This is a genomic window from Phocaeicola sp. GP0067 (genome assembly GCF_031119655.1).
Taxonomy (GTDB): domain Bacteria; phylum Bacteroidota; class Bacteroidia; order Bacteroidales; family Bacteroidaceae; genus Phocaeicola; species Phocaeicola vulgatus.
Genome location: NZ_JAVHZY010000019.1, coordinates 1 through 23,324, shown reverse-complemented (window position 1 = coordinate 23,324; position 23,324 = coordinate 1). Strand labels below are relative to the sequence as shown.

General features: G+C 46.8%; 27 protein-coding genes. 25 read left to right on the top strand and 2 right to left on the bottom strand.

The genetic code is table 11. The annotated features are described in order from the left end of the window. The first annotated feature begins 145 nt into the window (after positions 1-145). The 25 genes from RE317_RS14190 (at position 146) to RE317_RS14070 (ending at position 21,231) form a co-directional block, all read left to right on the top strand. Complete coding sequence (locus RE317_RS14190) at positions 146-844, top strand: ParA family protein (protein ID WP_005868872.1); 699 nt, start codon at positions 146-148, stop codon at positions 842-844. Between the two features lie 4 nt (positions 845-848). After that, positions 849-1,331 carry a DUF3408 domain-containing protein gene (locus RE317_RS14185; RefSeq protein ID WP_005868873.1) on the top strand — a complete coding sequence of 161 codons (483 nt, stop codon included), beginning with the start codon at positions 849-851 and terminating at the stop codon, positions 1,329-1,331. Between the two features lie 692 nt (positions 1,332-2,023). Then, the gene (locus RE317_RS14180) at positions 2,024-3,154 is read left to right on the top strand and encodes a hypothetical protein (protein ID WP_005868874.1); all 1,131 of its coding nucleotides are present in this window, start codon (positions 2,024-2,026) and stop codon (positions 3,152-3,154) included. Positions 3,155-3,398: 244 nt separating this feature from the next. Continuing rightward, positions 3,399-3,992, top strand: a complete 594-nt coding sequence (locus RE317_RS14175; RefSeq protein WP_303266252.1) for a Crp/Fnr family transcriptional regulator — start codon at positions 3,399-3,401, stop codon at positions 3,990-3,992. Positions 3,993-4,301: 309 nt separating this feature from the next. Then, positions 4,302-4,880 carry a conjugal transfer protein TraO gene (locus tag RE317_RS14170; protein ID WP_005868877.1) on the top strand — a complete coding sequence of 193 codons (579 nt, stop codon included), beginning with the start codon at positions 4,302-4,304 and terminating at the stop codon, positions 4,878-4,880. Between the two features lie 18 nt (positions 4,881-4,898). Then, on the top strand, positions 4,899-5,111 hold the full coding sequence (locus RE317_RS14165) for a hypothetical protein (protein WP_005868879.1): 213 nt from the start codon (positions 4,899-4,901) through the stop codon (positions 5,109-5,111). Continuing rightward, positions 5,108-5,452 carry a hypothetical protein gene (locus tag RE317_RS14160; protein ID WP_005868881.1) on the top strand — a complete coding sequence of 115 codons (345 nt, stop codon included), beginning with the start codon at positions 5,108-5,110 and terminating at the stop codon, positions 5,450-5,452. Before RE317_RS14165 ends, RE317_RS14160 begins: the two co-directional genes overlap by 4 nt. A gap of 18 nt (positions 5,453-5,470) precedes the next feature. After that, positions 5,471-5,815 (top strand): hypothetical protein, encoded by a 345-nt coding sequence (locus RE317_RS14155; RefSeq protein ID WP_005868883.1) that lies wholly within the window; start codon positions 5,471-5,473, stop codon positions 5,813-5,815. A 12-nt stretch (positions 5,816-5,827) separates the two neighbouring features. Next, positions 5,828-6,139 carry a hypothetical protein gene (locus tag RE317_RS14150; protein WP_005868885.1) on the top strand — a complete coding sequence of 104 codons (312 nt, stop codon included), beginning with the start codon at positions 5,828-5,830 and terminating at the stop codon, positions 6,137-6,139. Beyond that, complete coding sequence (locus tag RE317_RS14145; RefSeq protein WP_005868887.1) at positions 6,136-8,742, top strand: TraG family conjugative transposon ATPase; 2,607 nt, start codon at positions 6,136-6,138, stop codon at positions 8,740-8,742. The genes RE317_RS14150 and RE317_RS14145 overlap by 4 nt, the downstream gene beginning before the upstream one ends. Further along, entirely contained in the window at positions 8,735-8,956 is a 222-nt protein-coding gene (locus tag RE317_RS14140; protein WP_005868888.1) for a hypothetical protein, read from the top strand. Before RE317_RS14145 ends, RE317_RS14140 begins: the two co-directional genes overlap by 8 nt. Before the next feature lie 5 nt (positions 8,957-8,961). Continuing rightward, the gene (locus RE317_RS14135) at positions 8,962-9,558 is read left to right on the top strand and encodes a hypothetical protein (RefSeq protein WP_005868889.1); all 597 of its coding nucleotides are present in this window, start codon (positions 8,962-8,964) and stop codon (positions 9,556-9,558) included. A 6-nt stretch (positions 9,559-9,564) separates the two neighbouring features. Continuing rightward, positions 9,565-10,620 carry a hypothetical protein gene (locus tag RE317_RS14130; RefSeq protein ID WP_005868890.1) on the top strand — a complete coding sequence of 352 codons (1,056 nt, stop codon included), beginning with the start codon at positions 9,565-9,567 and terminating at the stop codon, positions 10,618-10,620. 4 nt (positions 10,621-10,624) lie between these two features. After that, positions 10,625-11,323, top strand: a complete 699-nt coding sequence (locus RE317_RS14125; RefSeq protein WP_005868891.1) for a hypothetical protein — start codon at positions 10,625-10,627, stop codon at positions 11,321-11,323. Further along, positions 11,310-12,593: a conjugative transposon protein TraM gene (traM, locus tag RE317_RS14120; protein WP_005868892.1), complete on the top strand. Its 1,284-nt coding sequence runs from the start codon at positions 11,310-11,312 to the stop codon at positions 12,591-12,593. Before RE317_RS14125 ends, traM begins: the two co-directional genes overlap by 14 nt. Next, positions 12,590-12,775: a hypothetical protein gene (locus tag RE317_RS14115; RefSeq protein ID WP_007564699.1), complete on the top strand. Its 186-nt coding sequence runs from the start codon at positions 12,590-12,592 to the stop codon at positions 12,773-12,775. The genes traM and RE317_RS14115 overlap by 4 nt, the downstream gene beginning before the upstream one ends. Positions 12,776-12,787: 12 nt before the next feature. Continuing rightward, positions 12,788-13,900: a DUF4138 domain-containing protein gene (locus RE317_RS14110; RefSeq protein ID WP_005868893.1), complete on the top strand. Its 1,113-nt coding sequence runs from the start codon at positions 12,788-12,790 to the stop codon at positions 13,898-13,900. Beyond that, on the top strand, positions 13,897-15,369 hold the full coding sequence (locus RE317_RS14105) for a DUF3945 domain-containing protein (protein WP_005868895.1): 1,473 nt from the start codon (positions 13,897-13,899) through the stop codon (positions 15,367-15,369). Before RE317_RS14110 ends, RE317_RS14105 begins: the two co-directional genes overlap by 4 nt. Before the next feature lie 18 nt (positions 15,370-15,387). Continuing rightward, positions 15,388-15,573, top strand: coding sequence for a hypothetical protein (locus tag RE317_RS14100; protein WP_005868897.1), 186 nt, complete (start codon positions 15,388-15,390; stop codon positions 15,571-15,573). Between the two features lie 3 nt (positions 15,574-15,576). Continuing rightward, the gene (locus tag RE317_RS14095; RefSeq protein WP_005868899.1) at positions 15,577-16,770 is read left to right on the top strand and encodes an ArdC family protein; all 1,194 of its coding nucleotides are present in this window, start codon (positions 15,577-15,579) and stop codon (positions 16,768-16,770) included. Continuing rightward, on the top strand, positions 16,748-17,131 hold the full coding sequence (locus RE317_RS14090; protein ID WP_007564694.1) for a single-stranded DNA-binding protein: 384 nt from the start codon (positions 16,748-16,750) through the stop codon (positions 17,129-17,131). The genes RE317_RS14095 and RE317_RS14090 overlap by 23 nt, the downstream gene beginning before the upstream one ends. An 11-nt stretch (positions 17,132-17,142) precedes the next feature. Next, positions 17,143-19,089: a type IV secretory system conjugative DNA transfer family protein gene (locus tag RE317_RS14085; RefSeq protein ID WP_005868904.1), complete on the top strand. Its 1,947-nt coding sequence runs from the start codon at positions 17,143-17,145 to the stop codon at positions 19,087-19,089. Positions 19,090-19,111: 22 nt separating this feature from the next. Continuing rightward, complete coding sequence (locus RE317_RS14080) at positions 19,112-19,531, top strand: hypothetical protein (RefSeq protein ID WP_005868906.1); 420 nt, start codon at positions 19,112-19,114, stop codon at positions 19,529-19,531. Positions 19,532-19,666: 135 nt separating this feature from the next. Beyond that, positions 19,667-20,692: a toprim domain-containing protein gene (locus tag RE317_RS14075; protein ID WP_005868908.1), complete on the top strand. Its 1,026-nt coding sequence runs from the start codon at positions 19,667-19,669 to the stop codon at positions 20,690-20,692. Positions 20,693-20,745: 53 nt separating this feature from the next. Next, positions 20,746-21,231: a hypothetical protein gene (locus RE317_RS14070; RefSeq protein WP_005868909.1), complete on the top strand. Its 486-nt coding sequence runs from the start codon at positions 20,746-20,748 to the stop codon at positions 21,229-21,231. A 99-nt stretch (positions 21,232-21,330) separates the two neighbouring features. Here RE317_RS14070 and RE317_RS14065 read toward each other — a convergent pair whose 3' ends face one another. Both RE317_RS14065 and RE317_RS14060 read right to left on the bottom strand, forming a co-directional pair. Continuing rightward, a complete protein-coding gene (locus RE317_RS14065) occupies positions 21,331-22,578 on the bottom strand; it encodes a PcfJ domain-containing protein (protein ID WP_005868910.1) in 1,248 nt (415 codons plus the stop codon). 1 nt (position 22,579) lies between these two features. Next, positions 22,580-22,990: a PcfK-like family protein gene (locus RE317_RS14060; RefSeq protein ID WP_005868911.1), complete on the bottom strand. Its 411-nt coding sequence runs from the start codon at positions 22,988-22,990 to the stop codon at positions 22,580-22,582. Between the last annotated feature and the right edge of the window lie 334 nt (positions 22,991-23,324).

Sequence of the window (23,324 nt, the reverse complement as noted above, 5' to 3'; positions counted from 1 at the left end):
AAGTATGTACATATTTATATTTATATTTATATATGTAATTACTTATACAATTAAGTAAAAAAGTGTATAATAAATTAATTATAAAAGTATGCAATTATTTAATTTATTATTTATATATTTGCGCACATACTTAAAAACGTACATTATGGGACAAATATTACCAGGAGTAGTCGTAGCTTTTGAGAATCCCAAGGGCGGGGTAGGGAAGTCTACGCTGACAGCTTTGTTTGCAGGTTATATTCATTCGCAGTCAAACGAAGAGGGGGGCTTATCCATTGCCGTGGTGGATATCGACGACATGCAGAACACTATCGGAAAATTACGTGAGGACGAAGCCGAGGACGGAATCATGAAAAAGGAAGAAGAATATGAGGTTATCAATATCTCTTCCTCAGAGTTCATCAACCAACTGGATTTCCTTCAGGACAATTACGACATTATACTTGTCGATTTTCCGGGTAACCTGAAACAAAACGGTGTAGTTGAAACGCTGCACTTCGTTGACGTGATCATCATTCCCTTCGAACCGAACCAGACCGATTTAAGACCTACATTGACCTTTTACTATAACATCTATGAAGGGATTATCGAAAGCCGTCGAAAGATTGGTAAAAAGACTACCGTGCGTGGTGTTATGAACCGTGTTCTTCCGAATGTGCTGGAGTTCAAAGAAATTTTGAAAAATAAAAAAACCTTGCCTTTCGAGTTGATGCAAAACTACATCAAGGATTCAAGGGTTGACTATCAACGCAATTTAAGTACGCTGAGTAAAGCGTACCATCATCCCTGTGATGCTTTCTGTGAAGAGGTATTGGAATTAATCTGTAACCATATAGGAGAATAAAGCTATGGCAACCAACAAAGAAAGGACATCATCAGCCGCCATGAGAAAACTCTTGCTGCAAAGCGCCAGTAAGAAAGAGCAGGAAATCCAGCAGATCGGAAGTGTTGCGGAAAGCACTATCCCCCAACCTGCGATTGAGCACCCCATCCATGAAGAGGTGAAAGAATCGGCTCCAGTCAAAGAAACCGTCCAAGAACCTCAGCCGGAACAAATGGAAAAGCCGGAATCCAAACCTTCCGTGCAGTCTTCTCCAAAAACAGAAGAAAGCAAAGTCTGCGGAAAAAAATTCTCGGAATATCTGGAAGAGCGAAAATTAAAGAACACCGAAGTAATCCGGATATCCAGCGAAACCCACAGAAAGCTGAAGCAGATTGCTATGGCCACTGGATTAGGAATGCACAACATCGCAAACAACATTCTTGAAGACATATTGACCAGCCATAACAAGGAGATTCAAGCGATACTGAAGAAGTATATGAGCATCTGATTCTACTTTCGGAAAAATATATACGCCTGTTCGACTGCATCCGTCGGGCAGGCGTTATTTTTGCACACCGTTTTAGTGAAGGCCGGCATTGAACCGGGACACTTTTACACAACTGCGGAAAAATCCCTTTGCCTATTATCCTGGACAATATGTTAAAGAATTCAAACCTCTACTTGTTTCCACCTCAAAATTTTTTCCGAAAGTAAGAATACGGTAACAAAATCATTTCTTCGTTTTATTTAGGTTTTTAGGGATTTAAGTATTTGTGGGACACTTTTACACAACTAATAAGGGAGGTTTTCCGTATAATCAACTATATTATTGCAAGTTAGCACTTACTGGCATCTTCTCGTAACCGGGACACTTCTGCACAACTAACCGACTATTCGGGACACTTCTGCACAACTGAACAGGAAAGTCGGGATACTTTTACACAACTAGAATCTGCATTCGGGACACTTTTACACAACTAAATCAGGAATCTGGGACACTTCTGCACAACTAAACCGGCCATTCGGGACACTTTTACACAACTGGGGGATCGGAAACAGCCGTAGTCGGGACACTTTTACACAACTAAATCAAGAAACAGCACGAAAAAAATGCTTTGGAATCTTCATTTATAGGGAGTTAGATTCACTATCTCCGTAAAAAAACGTATCTTTGCATCAGTAAACAACAAGTGTCCGCCTATGAAGGAAAGTAATACACAAAAAGAGTTGAGCAGAGTCCCCAGGACTCTCAGCGAGTCTTCCAACACGAAAGTATTGGAAGTTCTATTTGATGCAGGCGGCACTGTCATGTCTGACATTATCATTTACGTGGCATCTTCACAAATGAAAGATCTGTTCGGCGACTGCTGGTTCTCCATCAACGATTTTTGTGAGGTCATGGGGTATGAACGAACCAAGTTGCAACGAAAACTGACCGAGAAGCAGCTTGATTTCCTGTTCAGCAACCAACGTCCGGTATATATCACCGAACAGAACGGCCAAAAGATAGAGCATCCGATAGAGAACACCTTTGAAGCGGCGTTATACCGTTTAGGGACATCCAACCTCAGTGTAGCATACGCCATGAACGGCAAGACGCAATATAAGTTCATTCAAATACTGGACCGCTTTGAGATAAAGGATAACTTCGGCACGAAAAAGCGCACCAAGCGGAATTACAACGTGCATCTGAGCAAAGATCTGATGAATACTTTGCTTACCGAATACAATCTGCTGGAACTGAAAGACTACCGTAACCTGCCCAACCGCAAAGGCTACCGCAAGTTTTATCTGAACCTGGCGAAAATGATTTACCTGATCAAGTATAAGATTGACCAAGGACAAGCACCTTATTTCACCGTTACGGTTGACCAACTTGCCAAGGAATTTGATGTAACGGTAAAGGACAACCATGACCGGAAGAAGAAGGTGACCAGCATCTTAAACGGTATCAACAAAAAGCTGGAGAGAACCAAATTCCAATACCAGTACATCAAAGGAAAAGGGGAGAAGTGGCCCTACACCGTACAGTTTTTCTTTGACCAGGAAACATTGGAATATTTCGACGAAAAGATAAAGGCGATACTGACCTCGCAATATCACGATGCGCTTAAATCATGCTTCTTGTTAAACAAGAAAGGCATTCCCGTGAGCAGACATTATCAATATAAGGATTTCTTTAAATTGGGAACCGGCGAATATTATCATGAATTTACCGCATGGCTTTATTCTGAAGAGGACAAGGAGATTAAGGAGAACATCTACCGGGATATCTATATAAAGGTAGTAGGCATTCGTCCAGAAGACCTTGCCGTCAACTTAAATCCCTAAAAGTTGGAACAAAAACCATAAAATAGTATCTTTGCAGCGGATTGTCAGAAAATTGGCAGCCCGCTTTTTACATACGTCCGTCTGTCTAACAAAAGAGTGGCATCTATCGTTAAGGAATTAACAACAACAGGCGCATGCCTGTACCAGTATGAAACTGGTACGGGGCGTGCCTTTGTTGTTGGAACGCCACGTCCATGTTAGAGGGTACGTTTCCGTACCCTTATATAAACATAAAACAAATTCAATGGTTCAAACAATTGCCACCCTGATAGATGAGACGCTCATGGTAATGGGCGCCCATCTTCACGTGCGGATGACAGACGAAGAAAAGGCGTATCTTGATGTTCATTTCGAGCTTATCCATATCAAAAAGGGAGAACACCTCGTCACCAGGGGCGAGGAAGTATGCTACCTCTATTATCTGGAATCCGGCATCGTCCGGTTATGGTTTCCGGACAAAGAGAATAGAGAGATTTCAGCACGGTTTATCCAAGCCAAAGAGTTCATCAATTTTTTCCTTTCACATGAAGAACACCATGCCCACTACAATATCAAGGCATTGGAGCCATGCAAGATCTGGAGATTGCCCAAAAAAGATCTTCATCAGCTATATGAGTTATCCATCAATTTCAACAAGCTGGCCAGAATACATTTGGTAAGATCCATCAACCGCAAAATAATAAGGGAAGAGGAGTTTTACACACTGGATGCCGAAGCGCGTTACAAAGCGCTTTTGGCCAATGAAAAATGGCTGTTACGTTCAATACCCTTAAAAGACATAGCAAGTTATATCGGCATCACGCCACAAGCATTGAGCAACATCCGAAAGCGCATATAAACCAAACCCTATAAGCCGGGCAGGACAGTTTTACACAACTAATCCTATCCGGCTTTTTTCTGTAGAATTATTCCACACCTGCCGGTTTACGGCACATGTATTTTTTAATGCACATTAAATAAACACGAAAGGCCCTTTAAAAGCCCTTCATAAAATTTGTCCTCCCGTATATAATCTATATGTTTGGAGCGAAAACAACGCGATAAGCACCTTGATTCGGTTCTGCCGACAGGAATCCGCGTAAATTGGAAACACCGTATGAGACAAATAGAAAAATATATAACATTAATAACCTAAAGAGTAATTCCCATGGAACACATCAGACTGACTGCTATCAGCCTTAGCCTGCTGTTATGCACCGTAAGCGCTTTTGCGCAACGCCATTATGAGAACATCCCGGCACTTGAATTGAACTACGGCACTAACCTGTTCGGCAATGCAGGCAACTATTACAACCTGTCCTTTTCCAGATACATCAACCGGACAAGCTATTGGAAAGCCGGGTTTAGCTATTTTGAGAAACCTTACGAATATACAGCCAACCTACCGCAAGTCTCTACCTTGAACCCGGAAGAAACGATTCCCGAAACGATACATGACAAGGGTAAGGACTTTTTTGTGGACGGCGGTTATTACAGAACCCTGGCCTGCAACCTGAAATCCGTTTACTGGGGCATCGGCCTGGGAGGATTCATCGGTACAGAATACGTCCGCCACCCCGATAAGGAATACAACTTCATCATCGGCCCGAAACTGGAAACGGAACTGGAAGTATTCATCCTGCCCCGAACGGCATTGCTTGCCCGCATACAACAACATTGGAATCCCCTATCCATTGACAAGTGGAACACTGTCTGGAACGTAGGAATAAAGATACTGCTCTACTAACCGACAAATCATATCACCATGCTTATTATCATATTGTTAGCCGATACAAATGTATCCGGCCTGATCTCCTTATACCGTGAAATAGGCGCCATGCTGATAGGGGTAGGCTTTCTATGTGCCGGACTAGCGGTACTTAAAAAGCTGATAAGCAACCACGAGCGCACCAAAGAGGCCATCATCACCTATATCACGGCATTGGTCACTTGGCTCATTATCTGGCAACTCTTATGAACGTAGTGGATTTGATACTGGTTGCCATACTCGCCTGTGTCACGCTTCACTTTTACTTTCGGAAAAAGAAGAAAGCACTTTCTTCCGGAAAGGAGAAAGAGAAGCCGATAAGGGAGGCGGTGCGCAAGGAAGGGCAGGAGAGAGCCTGTCCGGTCATCTGCGTGGTATTTCAGCCTGAGCTGGAAGAAGAGGAATTGGCTGCCGAGATAGCCGATATGTACCTGCATGGAAGAGCCTACTACTACTCAGGCAAACCACTGCCGGAACAGCCGAAAGAAGAGCCCATATCCATCAAGTATAAGGATGTGCAATGGGAGAGACTGAAAACGATTCATGTTTAATTAAAAAATAGGAACAAAATGAAAGCAATCGAAAATGTAAGAGAAAAAGCGAACCAAGTCATTAACCGCTATGGAAAGGTTATCTTCACCTTTCTCATATTCTTCACGCTGTTGGGAACGGCACAAGTGGCGGAGGCACAAAGCGGCCTGAAGATTAACAGCCTATCCGAAGTGACAGACAAAGCCAAAGAGGGTGCGGACACCATTCTGGACGTAGCCAAATACATTTTGGCGGCGGTACTCGGCATCGCTCTGGTCTTTGTCATCTATTCGCTTGCCACGAACAATCCCCATGCCAAGGAATACCTGCTCGGCTGGATCATCGCCGTGGTAGTCATCATGGTAGCCTTCCTGATTATCTAAAAACGAAGAGCCATGAGAACCATGCGTAAAATCAACAAGCCGATCAAGTTCTTCGGTCTGTCATCGGGACAGTTCGCCATCTTCATGCTGCTGACGGCCATCATCATCATCGTGAGCATATTCAAGCAGCTGCACCCGATACTCATCATCGGAATCATTTCCGCCATTCTGTTTCTATCCGGTCTGCTGTTCCAAACCTTGAAAAAGGAACACAAGGCCGGTAACCCGGACTACCTGACCGGCCTCCGGATCAAGAACGCCACCCCCCGGCAGATAACGGACAAACGGCAGATTTTCAAATTCATCCTAAAACAGCAACCATGATAGGAATCATCATACTCATATCCCTGCTAATCTGTGCGCTGTGCCTGCTGATTGCTCTGCTGTATATCCGGCAGACAGAGATAGAGGTGAAGGACAAATCCGTGGATCTGGAAAGTGTCTTGCCTATCCAGACCATCACGGAGAACGCCGTCATCAACGGGAACGGTGACATCACCGTCGGCTACCGGCTGCTTCTGCCCGAAGTGTTCACCTTGTCGGAAAGCGAGGCGCAATACATCCATGAGCGGTTGGAGGCTCTTTTGAAGCTGCTTCCGGCAGGCACGGTCATCCATCAGCAGAATTTCTACTATACGGGGCGATACCATCATGCAGAATACTCTTCCAATGCCCTGATAGCGGAGAACAACCGTCATTTCAACGGCAAGGAGATACTGAACAGTTACACCAACCTGTATGTGACGTTCACGAACGGCAGCCGAAACGGTAAGATACGCAAAAGCGCATCGGGCACCTCGCTGATGCGAAAGCTGCACTACCCGTTCAAGCAACCTTATAAGGAATATCAGCAACGGCTGACAGAAATGGAAGCCTTTCTGATGAACTTTGAGAACGGTTTGTCGTCCATCCAGCAGTTTGAGATACGCAAGATGGATGATACGGAACTGAACAACGCCATCTACGACTACGTCAACCTCTCTTACGAGACACCGGAAAACGATGCCACGCAGAAGAGCGTCAACCCTATGGCTGTCAGTGAAAGCGGAAGCATGAAAATAGGGCAGCAGCACGTTTCCATCCTTTCGCTGACCAACGAAGGCGAGCATCTTCAGGAACTGGCCGTGCCGCACACCGGCAAGTCGAAGGCATACGGGGGAAACATAGAGATACCGGACAGCATACGGAGCAAATGCTCGATGCTGTACCCCGTAGGACTTGGCCTGCCGTTCAACCACATCGTAAACATCGTGATAGAGATAACCGATCCAGATGCCACCGTAACGGCCATCGGTGCGGAGAAAGACGCGCTGAACTACATCACCAACTTCTACCCTCCGGCGGCAGAGAAGCAACGCGAGCAGGCAGCCTTCTGCGATGAGATTACCCAGTTCGACTACCAGACCGCCTATACCGCCTTCAATGTCGTGCTGAACGATACAGACCGCACCTCGCTCATGCGGAAAACCGCACTGGTACAGCAAGGCTTCAGCTTTATGAACCAAAGTTCGTGCTATGTGGAGAACGCCGAGCTGTGCAACCTGTTCTTCTGCAACATACCCGGCAATGCCAGGGCCAATTACCGGGGCTTCGTCAACACGACCAAGCAGGCCATCTGCTATCTGCAAAAAGAGGGGATGTACCTTTCGGACGAGAAAGGGCATATCTACCATGACCGTTTCGGTACTCCCGCCAAGATAAACCTCTGGGATTATCCGGCGCTGAACAACAAGAACCGCATCGTTATCGGCCCGTCCGGTTCCGGTAAATCTTTCTGGCTGAACAATTACATCCTGCAAAGCTATGAGCTGGGCCGGGATGTGATGATCATTGACATCGGCGGCTCTTACCGCTCGATGATAGCCTTGAACCGGGGCAAATACTTCGACTCTACCGAGCAGAAGAAATTTGCGTTCAACCCCTTCTTGTGTGACCGTGACAAGAACGGCAAATACCTGTACATCGACACCACGGATGCCGAGTCTGCCGATGACCAGATAAAGACCATCGTCGCCATTATCAGCTACATTTGGAAGGTACGTGAACCCATGCTGCCTGCCGAAAACGCCATTCTCAGGAAATCCGTCATCGGATTTTACGACTATGTGAACAATTCTTCAATAGGAGAGAAGCATGAGCGTATCTTCCCGACGCTGATAACTTACCGGGCTTATCTGAAGGAAGTGTTCAGCAAACGGATGACCGAGTTTGAGAAACAGAAATTCGAGATAGAGGAGCTGTTGCTTTTACTGGAACCCTATACGGACGGAGAGCTGTCATTCCTGCTGAACGCTACCGAGAACGTGGATATCGTGCATGACCGGCTGATAGCCTTCGATATGGAAGATGCCTCTAAGAAAGAGTACTTTCCACTCGTTGCCATCATCACCCTGCAAATGATCGTGGATAAAATCAAGAAACGCCAGGGGTTTGCCAAAGAGCTAATCATCGACGAAGCACTCGACTTCCTGCAAGACGAGAAATTCGGAGACTTCATCGCCTACCTGTACCGAACCTTCCGTAAAAAGGAGGGAAGCATCACGCTGGCCGCACAGAACATCCTGTTTTTGAAAAACATGCCGTCCAGTATCAAGGACTCCATCATCATCAACTGCGCGACCAAGATTATCCTCGACCATTCAGAACACCGGCAGAACCTGCCGGAAGTGAAAGCCGTGCTTTCCATCACGGACGAAGAGGCCTATATGATCGAGTCGTTGCAGCGCACGGAACGCTGGAGAGAGTTTTTCATCAAGATGTCGAACGATGCCTTCATCTTCCGCAACGAGGTGTCCGACTTCGCCGCCGTAGCCTTCGATTCGCGCCAGGCGACAGTAGTACGACTGAAGCAGTTGTTCAACGAAAGCGGCTCGACCTATACGGCCATCAACCGCTATCTGGAGGAAAGGAGGAAAAAGTATGGATGACGCCACCCAAGGGCTGACCGCCCTTCTAGGCTGGTCAACCGACTTCAACGGCAGCGCATACAATCTTGCCGGAAGCATTGCCGCCGCACTTTTGGGCGTTGCGCTCATTTTCGTGGTATGGGCACTCGCCACGAAAAAGGAAAATGCCAAGAGCTATCTGACAGCCTGGCTGGTATGTGTCATATTCACCCTATTATTCATCACCAACAAATAACCGTCATGAAAAGAATCATTCTCATACTCGGACTTGCCGCCTCGATAGGGCTGATGGGAACCGGCAGTGTTCATGCCCAGTTCGTCGTGCATGATCCCGGCCACACCCTGCTGAACTCAACGGAATGGATCGCCAATGTCAAGAAATGGGTTACACAAATCAATGAAATGATCGATGCCCAGGAACTGCGGCTCGGCCTGCAAAAGATCGACCAGTTGAAGGAACTCAAATCATTGAAAGAGCTTGCCGACCTGCTGGACGACGTAGCCTGCCTGAGCAGCGACTACAGCTTTTACCTGAACGTAGGATCGAATTACCACTGCCTGAAATTTCTCAACTTTCAGCGTGTGACCGTCAATCTGAGCCTGAGTACCGACCTGCTGTTCAAGGTGGCCACCGTGACCAGTTACTTCTCGATGAACTCGGAAGGGCGCATGTCCTTTATCGAGCAGGTGAAGGAATCGGTGGAAAAAGCCGCCGAAGAGATGCGTGAGTTTAACGAATCCGTGCGTTCCACGGTCATTTACAAATCCATGAAGGGGCATAACCGGAAGACCTATTACCAGGGACGGTTGGCCGCTTTCACACGACACACCAATTAAAGCGTTATGAATCAAGATAATTTTCTCTGGGGACTTCAGATCACGGACGGTCTGACGATGGAACTCGTTTCGCAAATGACAGTCATCGCCTTCGGTGTTGGTGTCATCTGCTTTATCTGCAACCTAGCATACAACTATCTCTATCACGGAGCCAGCCAGCTGTTAAGCCCGAATGAGGACAAATTTCCCGACATGATGGAAATCGCCCGTTGCCTGGTACTGTTCTTCTGCCTAAGCATATACACCCCCATCGCCCAAACCATCGTAGGCACGATGGAAGTAATCAACGAAGCCACCTCGCTGACCTCCGAGCGTGCGCAGGAATTTGCCCAGTTCATGGCACAATCAGCCATCGAACAAGGAGAGATGATTGCCGAATACGACAAACACAGCCTCCAGTCGGAGGTAGCAGCCGGAGAAGACAGCACCGGCGCCATGCAGCACGAACTGGATAAAAAGATGGAAGAGGACGAAATGACCGGTGTACGCTCCAGCGTGGAGAAGATTGTGCAGCTGCTCAACCCCGCCAACCTCGCCACCCTTGTGCTTCATGGCATTTCCGCCCTATTGGTAGGAATCATACAAGTAGTCATCTTGGGTATCGGCGTGGTCATTGTCAAGCTACTGGTCATTCTCGGCCCGTTTGTCTTTGCCGTAAGCATGTTGCCGGTCTTTCAGAAACAGTTGAGTATCTGGTTCGGTACGCTCTGCTCCGCCTGTATGGTATTCACCGTCATCAATATTCTGAACCAAATCATATGGCAGACCTTCAAGGCCATCTATACGGAAAGTGCCGACATGGTGGACGCAGCTACGCAGCAGATACAATATTTAGGAATGGATCTCGCCCTGATTGGTGCTTATTGCAGCTGTTTCTGGCTATCCTCCAAAATCGTAGGACACAGCGATGCCGGGAAAATCATTTCGAAAACCGTGTCAATCGTCACCACGGCGGCCACCATCGCCCTGATGGGAGGCGCAGCGGCAGGCGGCAAGCTGACCAACGTAGGCGGTGCCGCCTCTATCGGGGCAAGTTTCATAAACGACAACAATAAAAAATAGAACTATGAATCTGATGAAATTCAAAGGAGCAGATGATGCGGTCAAGCTGACTATCCGGCTTTCAGCCGGGTACTGCATCATTCTGACTATCGCTTTTGCCAGCAGTATCATCTTCCTTATCAACAAAATAGAAAAAGCATACGGCCAGGCTCTCGTCATCGACAGGCAGGGAGAAGTCTATGAGGCAAGCAGCCTGTCTGCCAGCGATATGCGGCAATACGAATACATGAACCATGTAAAGACCTTCGTAACCCACTGGTATGCCTTTGACGAGAGCAGCTACGAGAAGAACATTTCGCTTGCGCTCAACCTCATAGGCAACAAGGGGAAGGAGCTGTTGAACGAGTACAACGATGTGAATATGCTGAACTCACTCATACAAAAGAATATCCGTTACGGGGTACGCATCAAGGATGTAGAGATTAACACACAAACGATACCCGTTTCCGGAAAGATAATCTTCACGCAGACCGGGTACCGGGCACGGGGAAGCATCTCACGTAATATCGAAGCGGAGTTCACCATCTATGATATGCTGTCCCGCAGCGAGGAAAATGCGCACGGAGCCAAGATAGAAGATTGGATTGTCCGCTATTCCGAACCCGTGGAAAGCAACGGCACCAACACATCGCAGGCAGCTTCTCCGGGCAAGAATGAAAACCAGTCAGAAACCTCTAAACCAACCGACCATGGAACCGAATAAACTTATCAAAGACAAGAACAAGCTGTTGATGGCCATCCCGGTAATCCTGGGCATCCTCTTCCTTTATGTATTCTTCATCCGTGAGGACGGGAACGTGCCGTCAGGGAGTGACAGACAGGCCGCCTCGCAAGCCTTTTTGGAACCACAGTCGGAAATGGCCGACAAGGTGAACGACAAGATGGAAGCCTATAAGCAGGACAAACTGGAAGAGCAGGAGAAGGCACGCATCCTGAAAGAGTCTCAGGTCAAAGGATCTGATTTTTACTTCGAGCTGCAAAACCAGCAGGAGCGGTATGACCGTGCCACACTGGAGCGCATCCGCCGTATGCAGAACGATCCGTACAGCGAAGTCATGGCAGAATACGGAGGTGGCCGGAACGGACGCTTCTCTCATCAGCTGGAAAGCCAACTGGACGGACTGGAGGACGAGCAGGCGCTCAACGAGATTATCCGGGAAGCCAAGAAGAACTCACGCATCCGCAAGGAACTGGAAGAATCCGACAAATACCGCAAGCGCATGTATGAACGGATTGTCAATTATGACCAAGAGGGAAAAACGGAGAAAGCCGCTGCCAACCCTTCCGGCCATCCATCCGCCGACAGCCTGATGCAAAAAGGCCCGATCTACCATGCCGAAAACGGCAAGCGGGTACGCCGCCAACCGACCTCCGCACCGGGAAACAGCAACCTCTTCAGGGCTTGCATCCACGGCGACCAGACCGTAGTCACGGGCAGTACGGTACGGATGCGGTTGCTTCAGGACGTAACCCTATCCGGCATGAAGATACCGGCCAACACGCTGTTTTACGGTATCGCCACTTTGGGAGCCAACCGCCTCGATGTGGTAGTCAGCAACCTGAAGGTAGGAGACAACCTCAATCCCGTATCGGTGGTTGTCTTCGACAATGATGCCATGGAAGGTTTGAACCTGCCCAATAACCTGAAAGCCAGTGCAGCCAAGCGTATGGAACAAGGTCTTGTACAGAACATTGACATGCCGCTCTCTTCCATCGGCACGATGGCCAGCGAAGTGACCAGCGTAGTCAACGCCACCACCCAGGTAGCCAAGCAAATCTTGAACATGAGCCTCTCACAAGTGAAGGTACATCTCAAGTCCAACTACGAAATGTATATCCAAGAAGAGAGTCAGGAATCGAAGTTGCGTAGGCAAGCCGTGCAAGCGGAGTTACAGAAGCTCTATGAGCAAATGGAACAAGAGAAAACGAACAAGAAAAATCATCCCCTTCAAACATTGATAGACAAATTATGATAGACATTCTCAATTACCTGCTTGCGCTGTCAGCGGTCTTTTTCGGCTATCGGATCTACGTATCACGCCGGAACGGACGAGCCTTTAAAGAAATCCGTCCGCTGACCGTTTCTTTCGGCATTACCCTGCTTCTTCTATGGGGCATTACCGTATTCACCGCCTTTTTTTCAAGAACCGTTTAACATATCGACAACATGAAGAAATATATTTATCTACTGTTTTACTGCTTTGTGTGCAGTCTGCCGCTCTTCGCTCAGGAAAACGGCACTCCCCGGAAACAAGCCATCAGCCAAAAAGACATCTTTATCTCTTTCGACTGTGTGAAACACCTGGTATTTCCTGTGCAAGTATCTGATATCGCCATCGGCGAACAGGAGCTTGTCATGGCCAGCCGGGTAGAAGAGGCGCCCCATATCGTCAGGCTCTCGGCGCAAGCGGAAGGATTCACCGAAGAGACCAACCTGACCGTAGTCTGCATCGACGGAAGCGTTTACACCTATCACATCCGCTACCTTCCCGAAGGCGGCACGGATTCGTACCCGAACATTTACGAGGACAACGGGAAATGGCAGCACCATGACTATCAGGCAGAAGTCAGCGACCTCCATCTGGCCGAGTTCTTCTTTCCGGAGGACATCGCTTACGGAACGCCCGGCAACGAGGTGTCCTTCACTCTGGCCGCCTACAACAACCAGTTGAAAGTATCAACCGCCAAAGATGCCGTGGCATATTCCAACCTGTTTGTGGTGGATAAGGCCATGAACACTTACCACATCACCATCAAACGGGGCAATACCTCCGTATTCACCTACAATTTTGATGACCAGCGCAAATATACCGCCCATGTGGATGTGAACAGCGAGGAAATGGAAAGATGCATCCAAGAGCTGCGCACCAAGAAGCGCAACATCTACAGCCTGGGGGTCATCGAGAACAAGTTTGAGTTGTCAATGGCCAATCTGTATGTGCATGAGGACTTCATGTTTTTCATCTTTGACCTGAAAAACAAATCATACATCGACTACGACATCGAGTTTGTCAAATGTTTCCAGCGTGACCAAAAGAAGAGCAAGAACGCCATCCAGCAAGAAACGACCATCGAACCTATCTATCAGAAAGATTTTGATACGAAAATCAAGGGCAAGAGCCGGAACCGGCTGATACTTGGTTTCGACAAATTCACGATACCCGATGATAAGGTATTCGAGATCGAGATTTACGAGCGAAACGGCGGGCGGCACATCAAGCTGGCCGTGTTGAACGAATACATCCTTTCCGCAGAACCCTTATACAAGCCACAGCCATGAAACTGAGAGAAGCATTAGACACCTATATGTTCGACAACGTGGGACAGTTCGGCGGCATCGCCGAATCACTGGGCTATCAGACCGAATACCGGGACGGATATTTCCGGTTCCGCAAAGACGGGGAAGAGCTGAGCATGAGCGTAAGCGAAATCAGGGAAAAAGCCGGAGCAAAGTACGATGAAAGCCTTCGTGACCAATCAAAAGAACGTGTATCCGCCCTTTTTGACAAGGAACGTGCCAATGATCCTAAATATGTCGCCGAGCTGGAGAAGGATGGCATCAGCATCAAGCGGTGGGAGAACCTGAAGGGACATGACAAGGACGGCTTTACCGTCATCGACCATCGCCTGAAGGTATGCTACACCGGACAGTCGCTCTATGAATACGCCTACAAGCAAGGGAACATCCTCGACGGGAAAGGCACCAAGCTGGAAAAGGGTGTCATGTCTGATTTGATGGAGATACACGGCAAACCGGGGAAGCTCCGTTTCAACGATGACGGAATCTCCGTATTCTACCGCAAAGAGGCGTTGGTTATCCCGGACAAGGTGCTGGGAAAGAAGTTGGGCAAGAAAGAGAAAGAACAGCTGCTTGCCGGTGACATCGTACCCATCACCGTAAATAAGAAGGACATCCTGCTGCAAGTTGACCGGGATCTGAACTCCGTCATCCTGCGCACCAACCAGGAAATCAAGATTCCCGACATCATCGGGCAGACCAGCGAATATGGCGGCTACAAGTTAACCAAAGCCGACAAATACCTGCTCGCCAACGGCCATGCACTGGAGAACAAGCTGCTGCACAGTCCGGAAGGCTACTTCATTGCCGACATCCAACTGACGGATGACAGGAAAGGAGTCATGATACAGAACATACAGAGTATCACTCCCGGCAAGGCACAAGAGCTGATCAAGGCCATGACCCCCAAACTGGAAGCCCATGCGGCCAACATAGAAGCTGCAAAAGAGCAAAAACACGAAGAGGGGCGCAATATGGAAGCCGAGTTTAAGGAAGCGGTGGGCAAACATGACTTTGAAAAAATCGGGAAGCTCAAAGAGGAAGGATATAAACCCAGTGAAGAGTTTATCAAAGGAATCGGTAAGGAACACGGTCTGGATGAAAGGCAAACCCATGAAGTCATCCAGCTGTTCGGCACCAAGCCGGAAGAACAGGGCGAACATGAAAGGCAGGCCGCACGTCTGTTGGATGCCGCACAGACCGACAACTTTCATGTCATCCAAGAGATACAGAAAGAAGGGTACCGGCTCACTCAAGAAGACCTTACCCGGATGCGTGAAACGGGTGTGCAAGCCAACACACTGATAGCCGTACAAAAGATTTTCGGGATGGAAGGCAGCACAAAGACACTGGGAGATGTCAAACTGGCCAGCACACCCAAACCCGACAACAGCAAGGAAATGGCCCGTCCGATAGCCAGCACCATCAACCGGGCTTTCAATGACTTATAACCTAAAAAATCAGGAATTATGGATTACGATGAATTAGTACAGAAAAACATTGCAGGAGAAATCAGTGACTTAGAGTTTCTACTTGCACAGGAAGAGCTTGCACAAGCCTATCAAGAAGAGATGGCTGCCAAGCAGCAAGAGACAAACAACCAAACGGCCAGAGAATGGCTGCTTGATTACGAGAACAGAAATCTATACCAATAAATCATGGATACAGCAAGTGATAAAGCATTACAGCGTTTCGCCGAACTGATGATCGAAAAGATAAAGCAGGTGGAAGACAACTGGCAAAAGCCTTGGTTCGGGATAAAGGGTGGGGGACTTCCGCAAAATATCGAGGGAAGAACCTACAACGGAGTAAATTCCTTCATGTTGTTTCTACTTTCGGAAAAAGAGCAGTACAGCCTGCCGGTCTATATGACCTTCATGCAAGCCAAAGACAACGGCCTTAACATACTGAAAGGAGAAAAGTCATTCCCAGTCATTTACTGGAATTTCTCAGTAAGAGACAAGAACGGAAAGAAAATACCTTTCGACGTATATAAGAACCTGGATAAAAACGAGCAGCAGGAATATAAGGTCACGCCGTTTCTGAAGACATACAATGTGTTCAACGTACAGCAGACCAATCTTCAGGAAACGAAACCGGAGAAATGGGAAGCATTGAAGGAGCAATTCAAGATACCGGCCATCAAGGACGAGCAAGGGATGCTCACCGTGCCTCTGATTGATGCGATGGTACGGGAACAGCAATGGATCTGCCCCATTTATTCCAAGGAAGGAAATAGTGCTTACCATGCAAGGGGAGAAGATAACCATATCGTCGTACCCCTGAAGGGGCAGTTTAAGGACGGAGAGAATTTCTACTCCACACTACTGCATGAGATGGCGCACTCGACTGGAGAACCTGAGCATCTGAACCGGGAAAAAGGCGTGATTTTCGGAGACAAGCAATATGCCAAAGAGGAACTGGTTGCCGAACTCACCTCCGCTACCGTCGGGCAAAGCCTGGGAATATCCACCCATATCCGGGAAGAAAATGCCATGTATCTAAAAAACTGGCTGGGAGCCTTGAAAGAAGATCCCAAATTCATCTACAACATCCTTGCCGATGTAGGAAAAGCCAGCAATATGATTCAGGAACATACCGCACGGATGGAACAGTACCTCACACCGGAGGAACGGTTCACGCAGGCCGTCCTGCAAGACAACCGTCCGGTATTGGAGCAGATGAAAAACGAAGGTTTTACCCCTTCATCACGGTTATTGGAAAGTGTTGCGGCAAACCATCCTACAGCCGACAACCTTGAAACGCTACACAGCACTTTCGGCATTTCGCTGCCTTCCATGGAAGCGGAGCCAGCCATGAAAAATATGAATGAGCCACAGCTCGGATTATAAACTTTTAAAAACCATCATTATGTTTACAGGACAAATTATCGGTTATGTCGGTGCGGATGCCCGGCAGAACAAGAACGGAAAAGGATTCAACTTCCATGTATCCACCAAGTACAAGAACGTGAACAACGAGGAACAGACCCTATGGGTATGCTGTTTCGTGAATTACGAGAGTAAAGTCTTTGAGTATCTGAAAAAAGGGACACAGGTATATGTCTGCGGCGATGTGTATGCCGATGTATTCCAGAAGGATGACGGTAGCCACATCCCATCCGTCAGCCTGACCGTCTCACGCATTGAGTTACTGGGAAAGGCAGAGAAAAAAGAGAGCGGTGACGGAACGGCATCCGGACAACCCCAATAACAGCAACGGCCATGGAAAGAGAGAAGAAAGACCTGTCATTCATCCTGATCCTGCTATCCACGCTCATCGGGACAGCCGTACTGTTTCAGTGGGCTATCGTTACGGGATTATACGCTCCACTACGTAATCCGGCCATGTGGGAAAGGCTGATGGAGAAGGATATCCTATTCCGGTTTCTCTACGTTATCCTGATCGGAGGCCTCGCTTTTCTCTTTCCGGTTGGCAAAGTGAAAGACGAAAACAAGAAATGGGTTTACACCAGTATGACACTGGTTACGGCATCCATGCTGGTTGTCGGATTCAGCCGGTTATCAGCGTGGTATAACCTATTTGTATTTCCCATTCTATTCGTAGCGTACACGCTGCTTGTCATCAAGACTCTGCCTTATTTCATCCGGCGTCATGCCCAATCCGATGATAGCATTTTCGGGTTAAGCCGGGAAGAATCGGCTTTCTACTTCCGCTTTGAAACCGCCTCCGGGCCGCTGGTCATCCATAAGCCGCAGCAGAATGTCTATATCGACGGCGGTCCGGGAAGCGGTAAATCAGAGAGCTGGATCAAGGGAATCATCTACCAGTGCGCCGAGCGCAACTATGCCGGATTCGTGTACGATTGGGAGGGTGATCCCACCAAGGACAAGTCACCCATCCTCTCACGTATCGCATACGGAAGCATCGAACATTTCCGGAACAAGGGGATGGAAACACCCCGTTTCGCCTATATCAACTTTGTGGATATGTCACGCACGGTCAGGGTGAACGTACTTTCTCCGCAATACATGTCAAAGGGAAACGAATCGCTATTCATCCGCAATATCATCATGACACTGATGAAGAATCTGGAAGCAAGCTGGAAGGAAAAGACCGACTTTTGGGCCAACAATGCCATCAACTACGTCTATTCAATCGCCTATAAATGTTTCAAGGAAAGGAAGCTTGGTATCTGTACGCTGCCCCATGTGATAGCCCTTGCCCTTTCTGACAGCAACCTAGTATTCCACTGGCTGTCGGAAGATCCTGAAATCGCATTGAACATGTCCTCCATGCTGACCGCCTGGAAACTGGGTGCACAACAGCAGACAGCCGGAGCCGTATCATCCGCACAGACTCCGTTGGTACTCCTGAACAACAAATACATCTTCTGGGTGTTGTCGCCACTTCCCGAAGAAGAGTTCTCTTTGGATATAACCAACAAGGAACACCCAACGCTGTTATGCGTAGGCAATGCGCCCACCATCAAGGAAGCCGTTTCCCCTGCTATTTCCTGCATCGGCAGCGTCTTGATGTCACAGATGAACAATCCCGGCAAAGCGACCAGCATATTCATGGTAGATGAATTTCCGACCATCCTGTTGCAAGGCATTGACACTTTCATCGGAACCGCCCGGAAGCACAATGTCGCTACCATTCTCGCCGTTCAGGACTTCAACCAAGCGGTCAGGGACTATGGAGAGAAAAGTGCCAACATCCTGAAAGCCTCCTGCGGAACGCAGGCTTACGGTATGACCGGAAATGAGAAGACCGCCAAAGACATCGAGAACTTGCTTGGGGAGAAGAAAGAAGCGCAAGAATCTTATTCACACCAAGCCGGTGGCAATAACAGTGTCACGGAGAGCCTGCAAAAAGAAAAAGTCTTAAAGGCAAGGGACATTGCCGGACAAGCAGCCGGACACTTCATTGGCAAGATTGCCGGAGGCAAGCCGCCATTCTTCAGCGTGCAGATGGATATGTGCCGTTTTGAAGAGAAGGAGATACCCCGTTTCTCCTTACCGGTCAAACTGGGCAACGGCAAAGAAGAGATGGAACTGGAAATCCTGGAAGAGATTATCCAGCAGAACTACATCAAAATCATTGAAGATGTCAACGCCATCCTCAAAAAGATAGAGGACAAATTAAAAGAAAAGTCAGCAGTTCCGCCAACCGGGACACACAAGACAGAACAAAAAATCATCCGATAACATTCAACAAAAGAATCCTACCATGAGAAAAATTCATTCATTATTAGCGGCAGCCTGCTTATTGGCCGCTTCATGCAACAAAGAGGAAATCCAATCGGAAACAGACAAAGCCGGCATGTATCACATCACCGTAGCCGTAACCGGTTCCTCACCCAAAGGCAGTGTGCATATATATAATCTTGACGGCGTGAGATTCAGGAACGAACGCACCGGTACCTCCGCAGCTTCCGTAGATGAGAGTTTCACCGATAAAGCGGAATACAGCACGGAAAAGCCTGTCAGCCAAATTACCGTGCAAGGCATTCTCTATTCAAAAGAGAGTGCTATCATCACCATGCAGATAAAAAAAGACGGGGAAAGCGTATTCAACCAGAGCAAACAGTTGGAGGCCGTTCCCGGTATAGACACTACTGTTGATTTGGTTTACAGTACCTTGAAATAAAAATGCAGACGAATCAAAAAACATATACTTTCTCTTCCATATTTAGATGATATTTCTTATCTTTATGAAAGATAATCTTTCTCATTTATAATCTAAGCTCAGATAAAATGAGATTCAACTAATCCAGTCAACGTTATGAAAGTCGATTTCAATCAGATAAAAACAACCATTTCTCTGCCCGATTTCCTGCTGGAACTAGGATGGAAAATCGTGGAAGGCTCTTCCAACTCCTGTCCCAAAATGAGCAACGGAACGCATACCATCGTCATCAAGCGGAACTCGCAGAACCAATACACCTATTGGGACGTGCATAGTGACAGCGTGCGTGGCCGCAGTATCATGGATCTGATGCAGGAACATCTATTTGAAACAACCGGAAAAATGCCGTCCTTGCGCGAGGTGGGGGAGATCCTTCAGAACTACATCAACACCAACCGCATCACGACACCCGAAAAAAGCCGGTATGAAGTAGGTAACACAAGCATGAGAGCGGACGAACTTCAATTCTACTTGAGCCAGCTACAACCCTACAAGGGCAATTATCTCCAGAAAAGAGGTATCCTGAAAGAAAGCATTGAAAGCCGGTTCTTCAAAGACACTTTCTTTATCCGTGAGGTAAAGAACAAAGGGAGTGTTTACCGCAACGTGTGCATCAAGATGTACAATGAAAACGGTGTGCAAGCCATTTCTCAACGAAATGAAACATTCAAAGGGATTATCGGTGGCAAGTTCGACTGTCTGGCGACCAGCAACCATGACAAAAGCCGCCCGATAGACATTCTCTACATTGGGGAGTCATTTATAGACTGTATCTCCCACTATCAATTACGCCATTCCGGAAACGACCTCAATCTTGTATATGTATCTACGGAAGGGACATTCACGGAAGGACAAATGAGGCTATTACGCCTGATTCTTGACAAGAACCAGGTAAAGGAGCTCCGGAGCATCTTTGACAACGACAAACAAGGGCACAAGTACACTCTATGGCTGCATCGTTACTTTCATGGCGATACGACTGATGTCGAGAGCCTGAGTAACGATGAACTCCGCAACAAGGTACGGAAACTGAAGAACGTCGAACTTTCGGAAAACAAGGATTGGAACGATGATCTGAAAATCTCGTGTGGCATCTGTTCCTCCACGGAGGACGGCCAGTAACCTCATAGATTTGCTCCATCACATAATACGACAACCTATAAAATCAGATCAATATGAATATCAAGCATTTATTTTTTTGTATGCTGCTCATTGCCTTTTCCTCATGCAGCAAACCCGGCTATGAGAAGGCCATTGCGGAATGGGTTCAGACAGATTCTCACGGCACCTGGACGGATTTAAAGTTCGAACTACTGGAAGTGTTGGAAACAGAAGACGTCACCGTATCGGACAGCCTGTGCTACCTGAACAACAAAAGCGCACAATTATCCGCTGTCATACAGAAAGCGGAAAGTCCCCGTGCCTTATTCAAACCGTCCTTTTCCGCCTATATGGAAGCCGAAAAAAGCCTGAAAGCAACGGATGCCATGAAAGCCATGTACCTGCACCGTGACAGTACGGAAGTTATCGGCAAGATATTAAAATGCAGGTATGCCATCGTCCAGCCACACTCAGGGGTGCAGCAGAAAAAGACGGCTTCTTTCCTATTGTCCCCCGACATGGAAAAATGTATCGGCAAACTAAAGCCGACAAGCAAATAATCCGAGCGTAACGATGTGTAGCGACAACGTTTTTTGGGGTTCTTTTTTGGGCGTCTTCCAAAAAAGAACTCCCACACATTTAGATGTGTGGGCTATTCATTACACTACCATCCTTTCCCTTATCAACGGTATATTATCCCGTACCAAATTCAGAATCCGGTCATGATAGGCTGATAATTGGTTAGACTTTCCACGACACTGGCACACCTCCATCCTGCTAAGTGAAAACTCCACCGTTTCCATGCGCCTTCCATCCACCGTTGCCGACATTATCAACGAATCTTCTCTCTTATAATAGGCGTTGCTGAATACACAATGATGCAGCAACTTTCCCTCTTTGTAAAAGTCCGAAAGGCTTTCCAATACCCGAACCATAATATTTCCATCCGCAAACGAAAGATTAAAGAAACGTGATTTGGCAGCAATATAGTCTTTTTCATCCTTTTCAGAATATTTTTTCTTACATTTCCCCATCACCCAATCATGCGCTTCTTCTACATTCAACGGACACAAATAATGAGGATTTCTCGCATCCAATTTATTTTCTATCAGCATATCCACATAGTCCAGCCACAAGTCCGCATCATGTATCACATAGTCATGTCTTAAACAGATTTTTACATACGTCCAATACTTATCTATACCGTATTTTCTCTCTAAAAATCTCAAGAACAAATTCATTTGCCCTGCCTTATATAATATCTCCATCCGATTATCAGTTAATAATGTCATAAAGAAGGAACTCGGACAAATATCATAAAAGGCACCCTTAAATCCATTCCTCGTAAGTTCGGGTATCACTTTCATTCTCGGATAGATAACTGCCGGGCAAATATCATAAATACGGTCATGATGCACATTCCGCTTACGCAATTCCAAAGAACTTCCATATATCCATGCATCGTAATAAAATATAGACATGCCCCGCAGCAAAGACAGCGTTTCTGTCTTGCCCTCTTTATTCATCCAACACTGTACCGCCTCAATTATAAAGTAATTAGCCGGAGACCCTTTTTTCAGCCGGCAGTCCACCATAAAAAAACGGATAACTTGATATTGCTTGTATGTAGTAATCACACAAAAATATTCTTTATATACAGCCGTCCTTTTCCTGCTATTCTCCAATTTCAGGTTCATACCGCAATGAGGACATTTACAGTTTTTCTTATCTTCCTTATCCCGCCATGTATGCCCACAATCCAAACAAAAGCAATTCCCCTTTGCATCACGCTTGAAATAATGCACAAAGCAATGTTTATAGGCATAACGCTTTTGAGCCTCTGAAACGGGAGCTAACTTCCTGCTCCCATTCACGATTTCCATTTGTAATTTTGTCTTGGGTTTCATATCAAAAAAGAGTTAACTGGGTTTGTACTTCGGTGTTGTTCTCACGTTTAGCTTGTTGACGCTTCTTCAACTTTGCCAATTCTTCCTCCTGCAATTTTTTGATAGCAGCCTCACGAGCCGCTTTCTTTTCTTCCTCTGACAATTCAACATGATGATTTACGACTACATTACATTTCAATGGGCTACCCACCTCAATATTATCTTCCTGATAATAGTGCAACGCCATACCAAAAATTTCATCATCACTAAAACCACAGCAACCGCTTTTCTTCACTTGGTTTAAAATATAGGTAATGCAATTATCTATATTCTTTGTAGGTTTTTGATAGACTGGAGCAAACAGACTATCCACCGCTGCCATATTATCAAGGTATGCCTTGATGGTACTTTTAAATTGTTCTGACACTTTCATAGTATATCATTTTTAGATTTCATTTCACAATAAGCCAATTTCACGAGAAACAAGGAGAATAGGCAAATAAGAGCCAACAACGTAACCGACACAACCTTTATCGGACTTGGCGTTATTACCGCTCCGACAAACATAGCCACTGCACAAAGAGCGATGATGACCGAAAAAACAAATTGAATGATTTGCATATACTTCTGCTACTTAGTTTGTTAAACTTCTAATTTTATGCTTCAGCTAGATTTAAAGACCTTTTTTTAAAACCCCTTTCCGGGATGGCCTTTTCTTTCTGCCGACTTTTTTTTTGAGCTTTCATGCCCCATCTGAGTTTATGAGC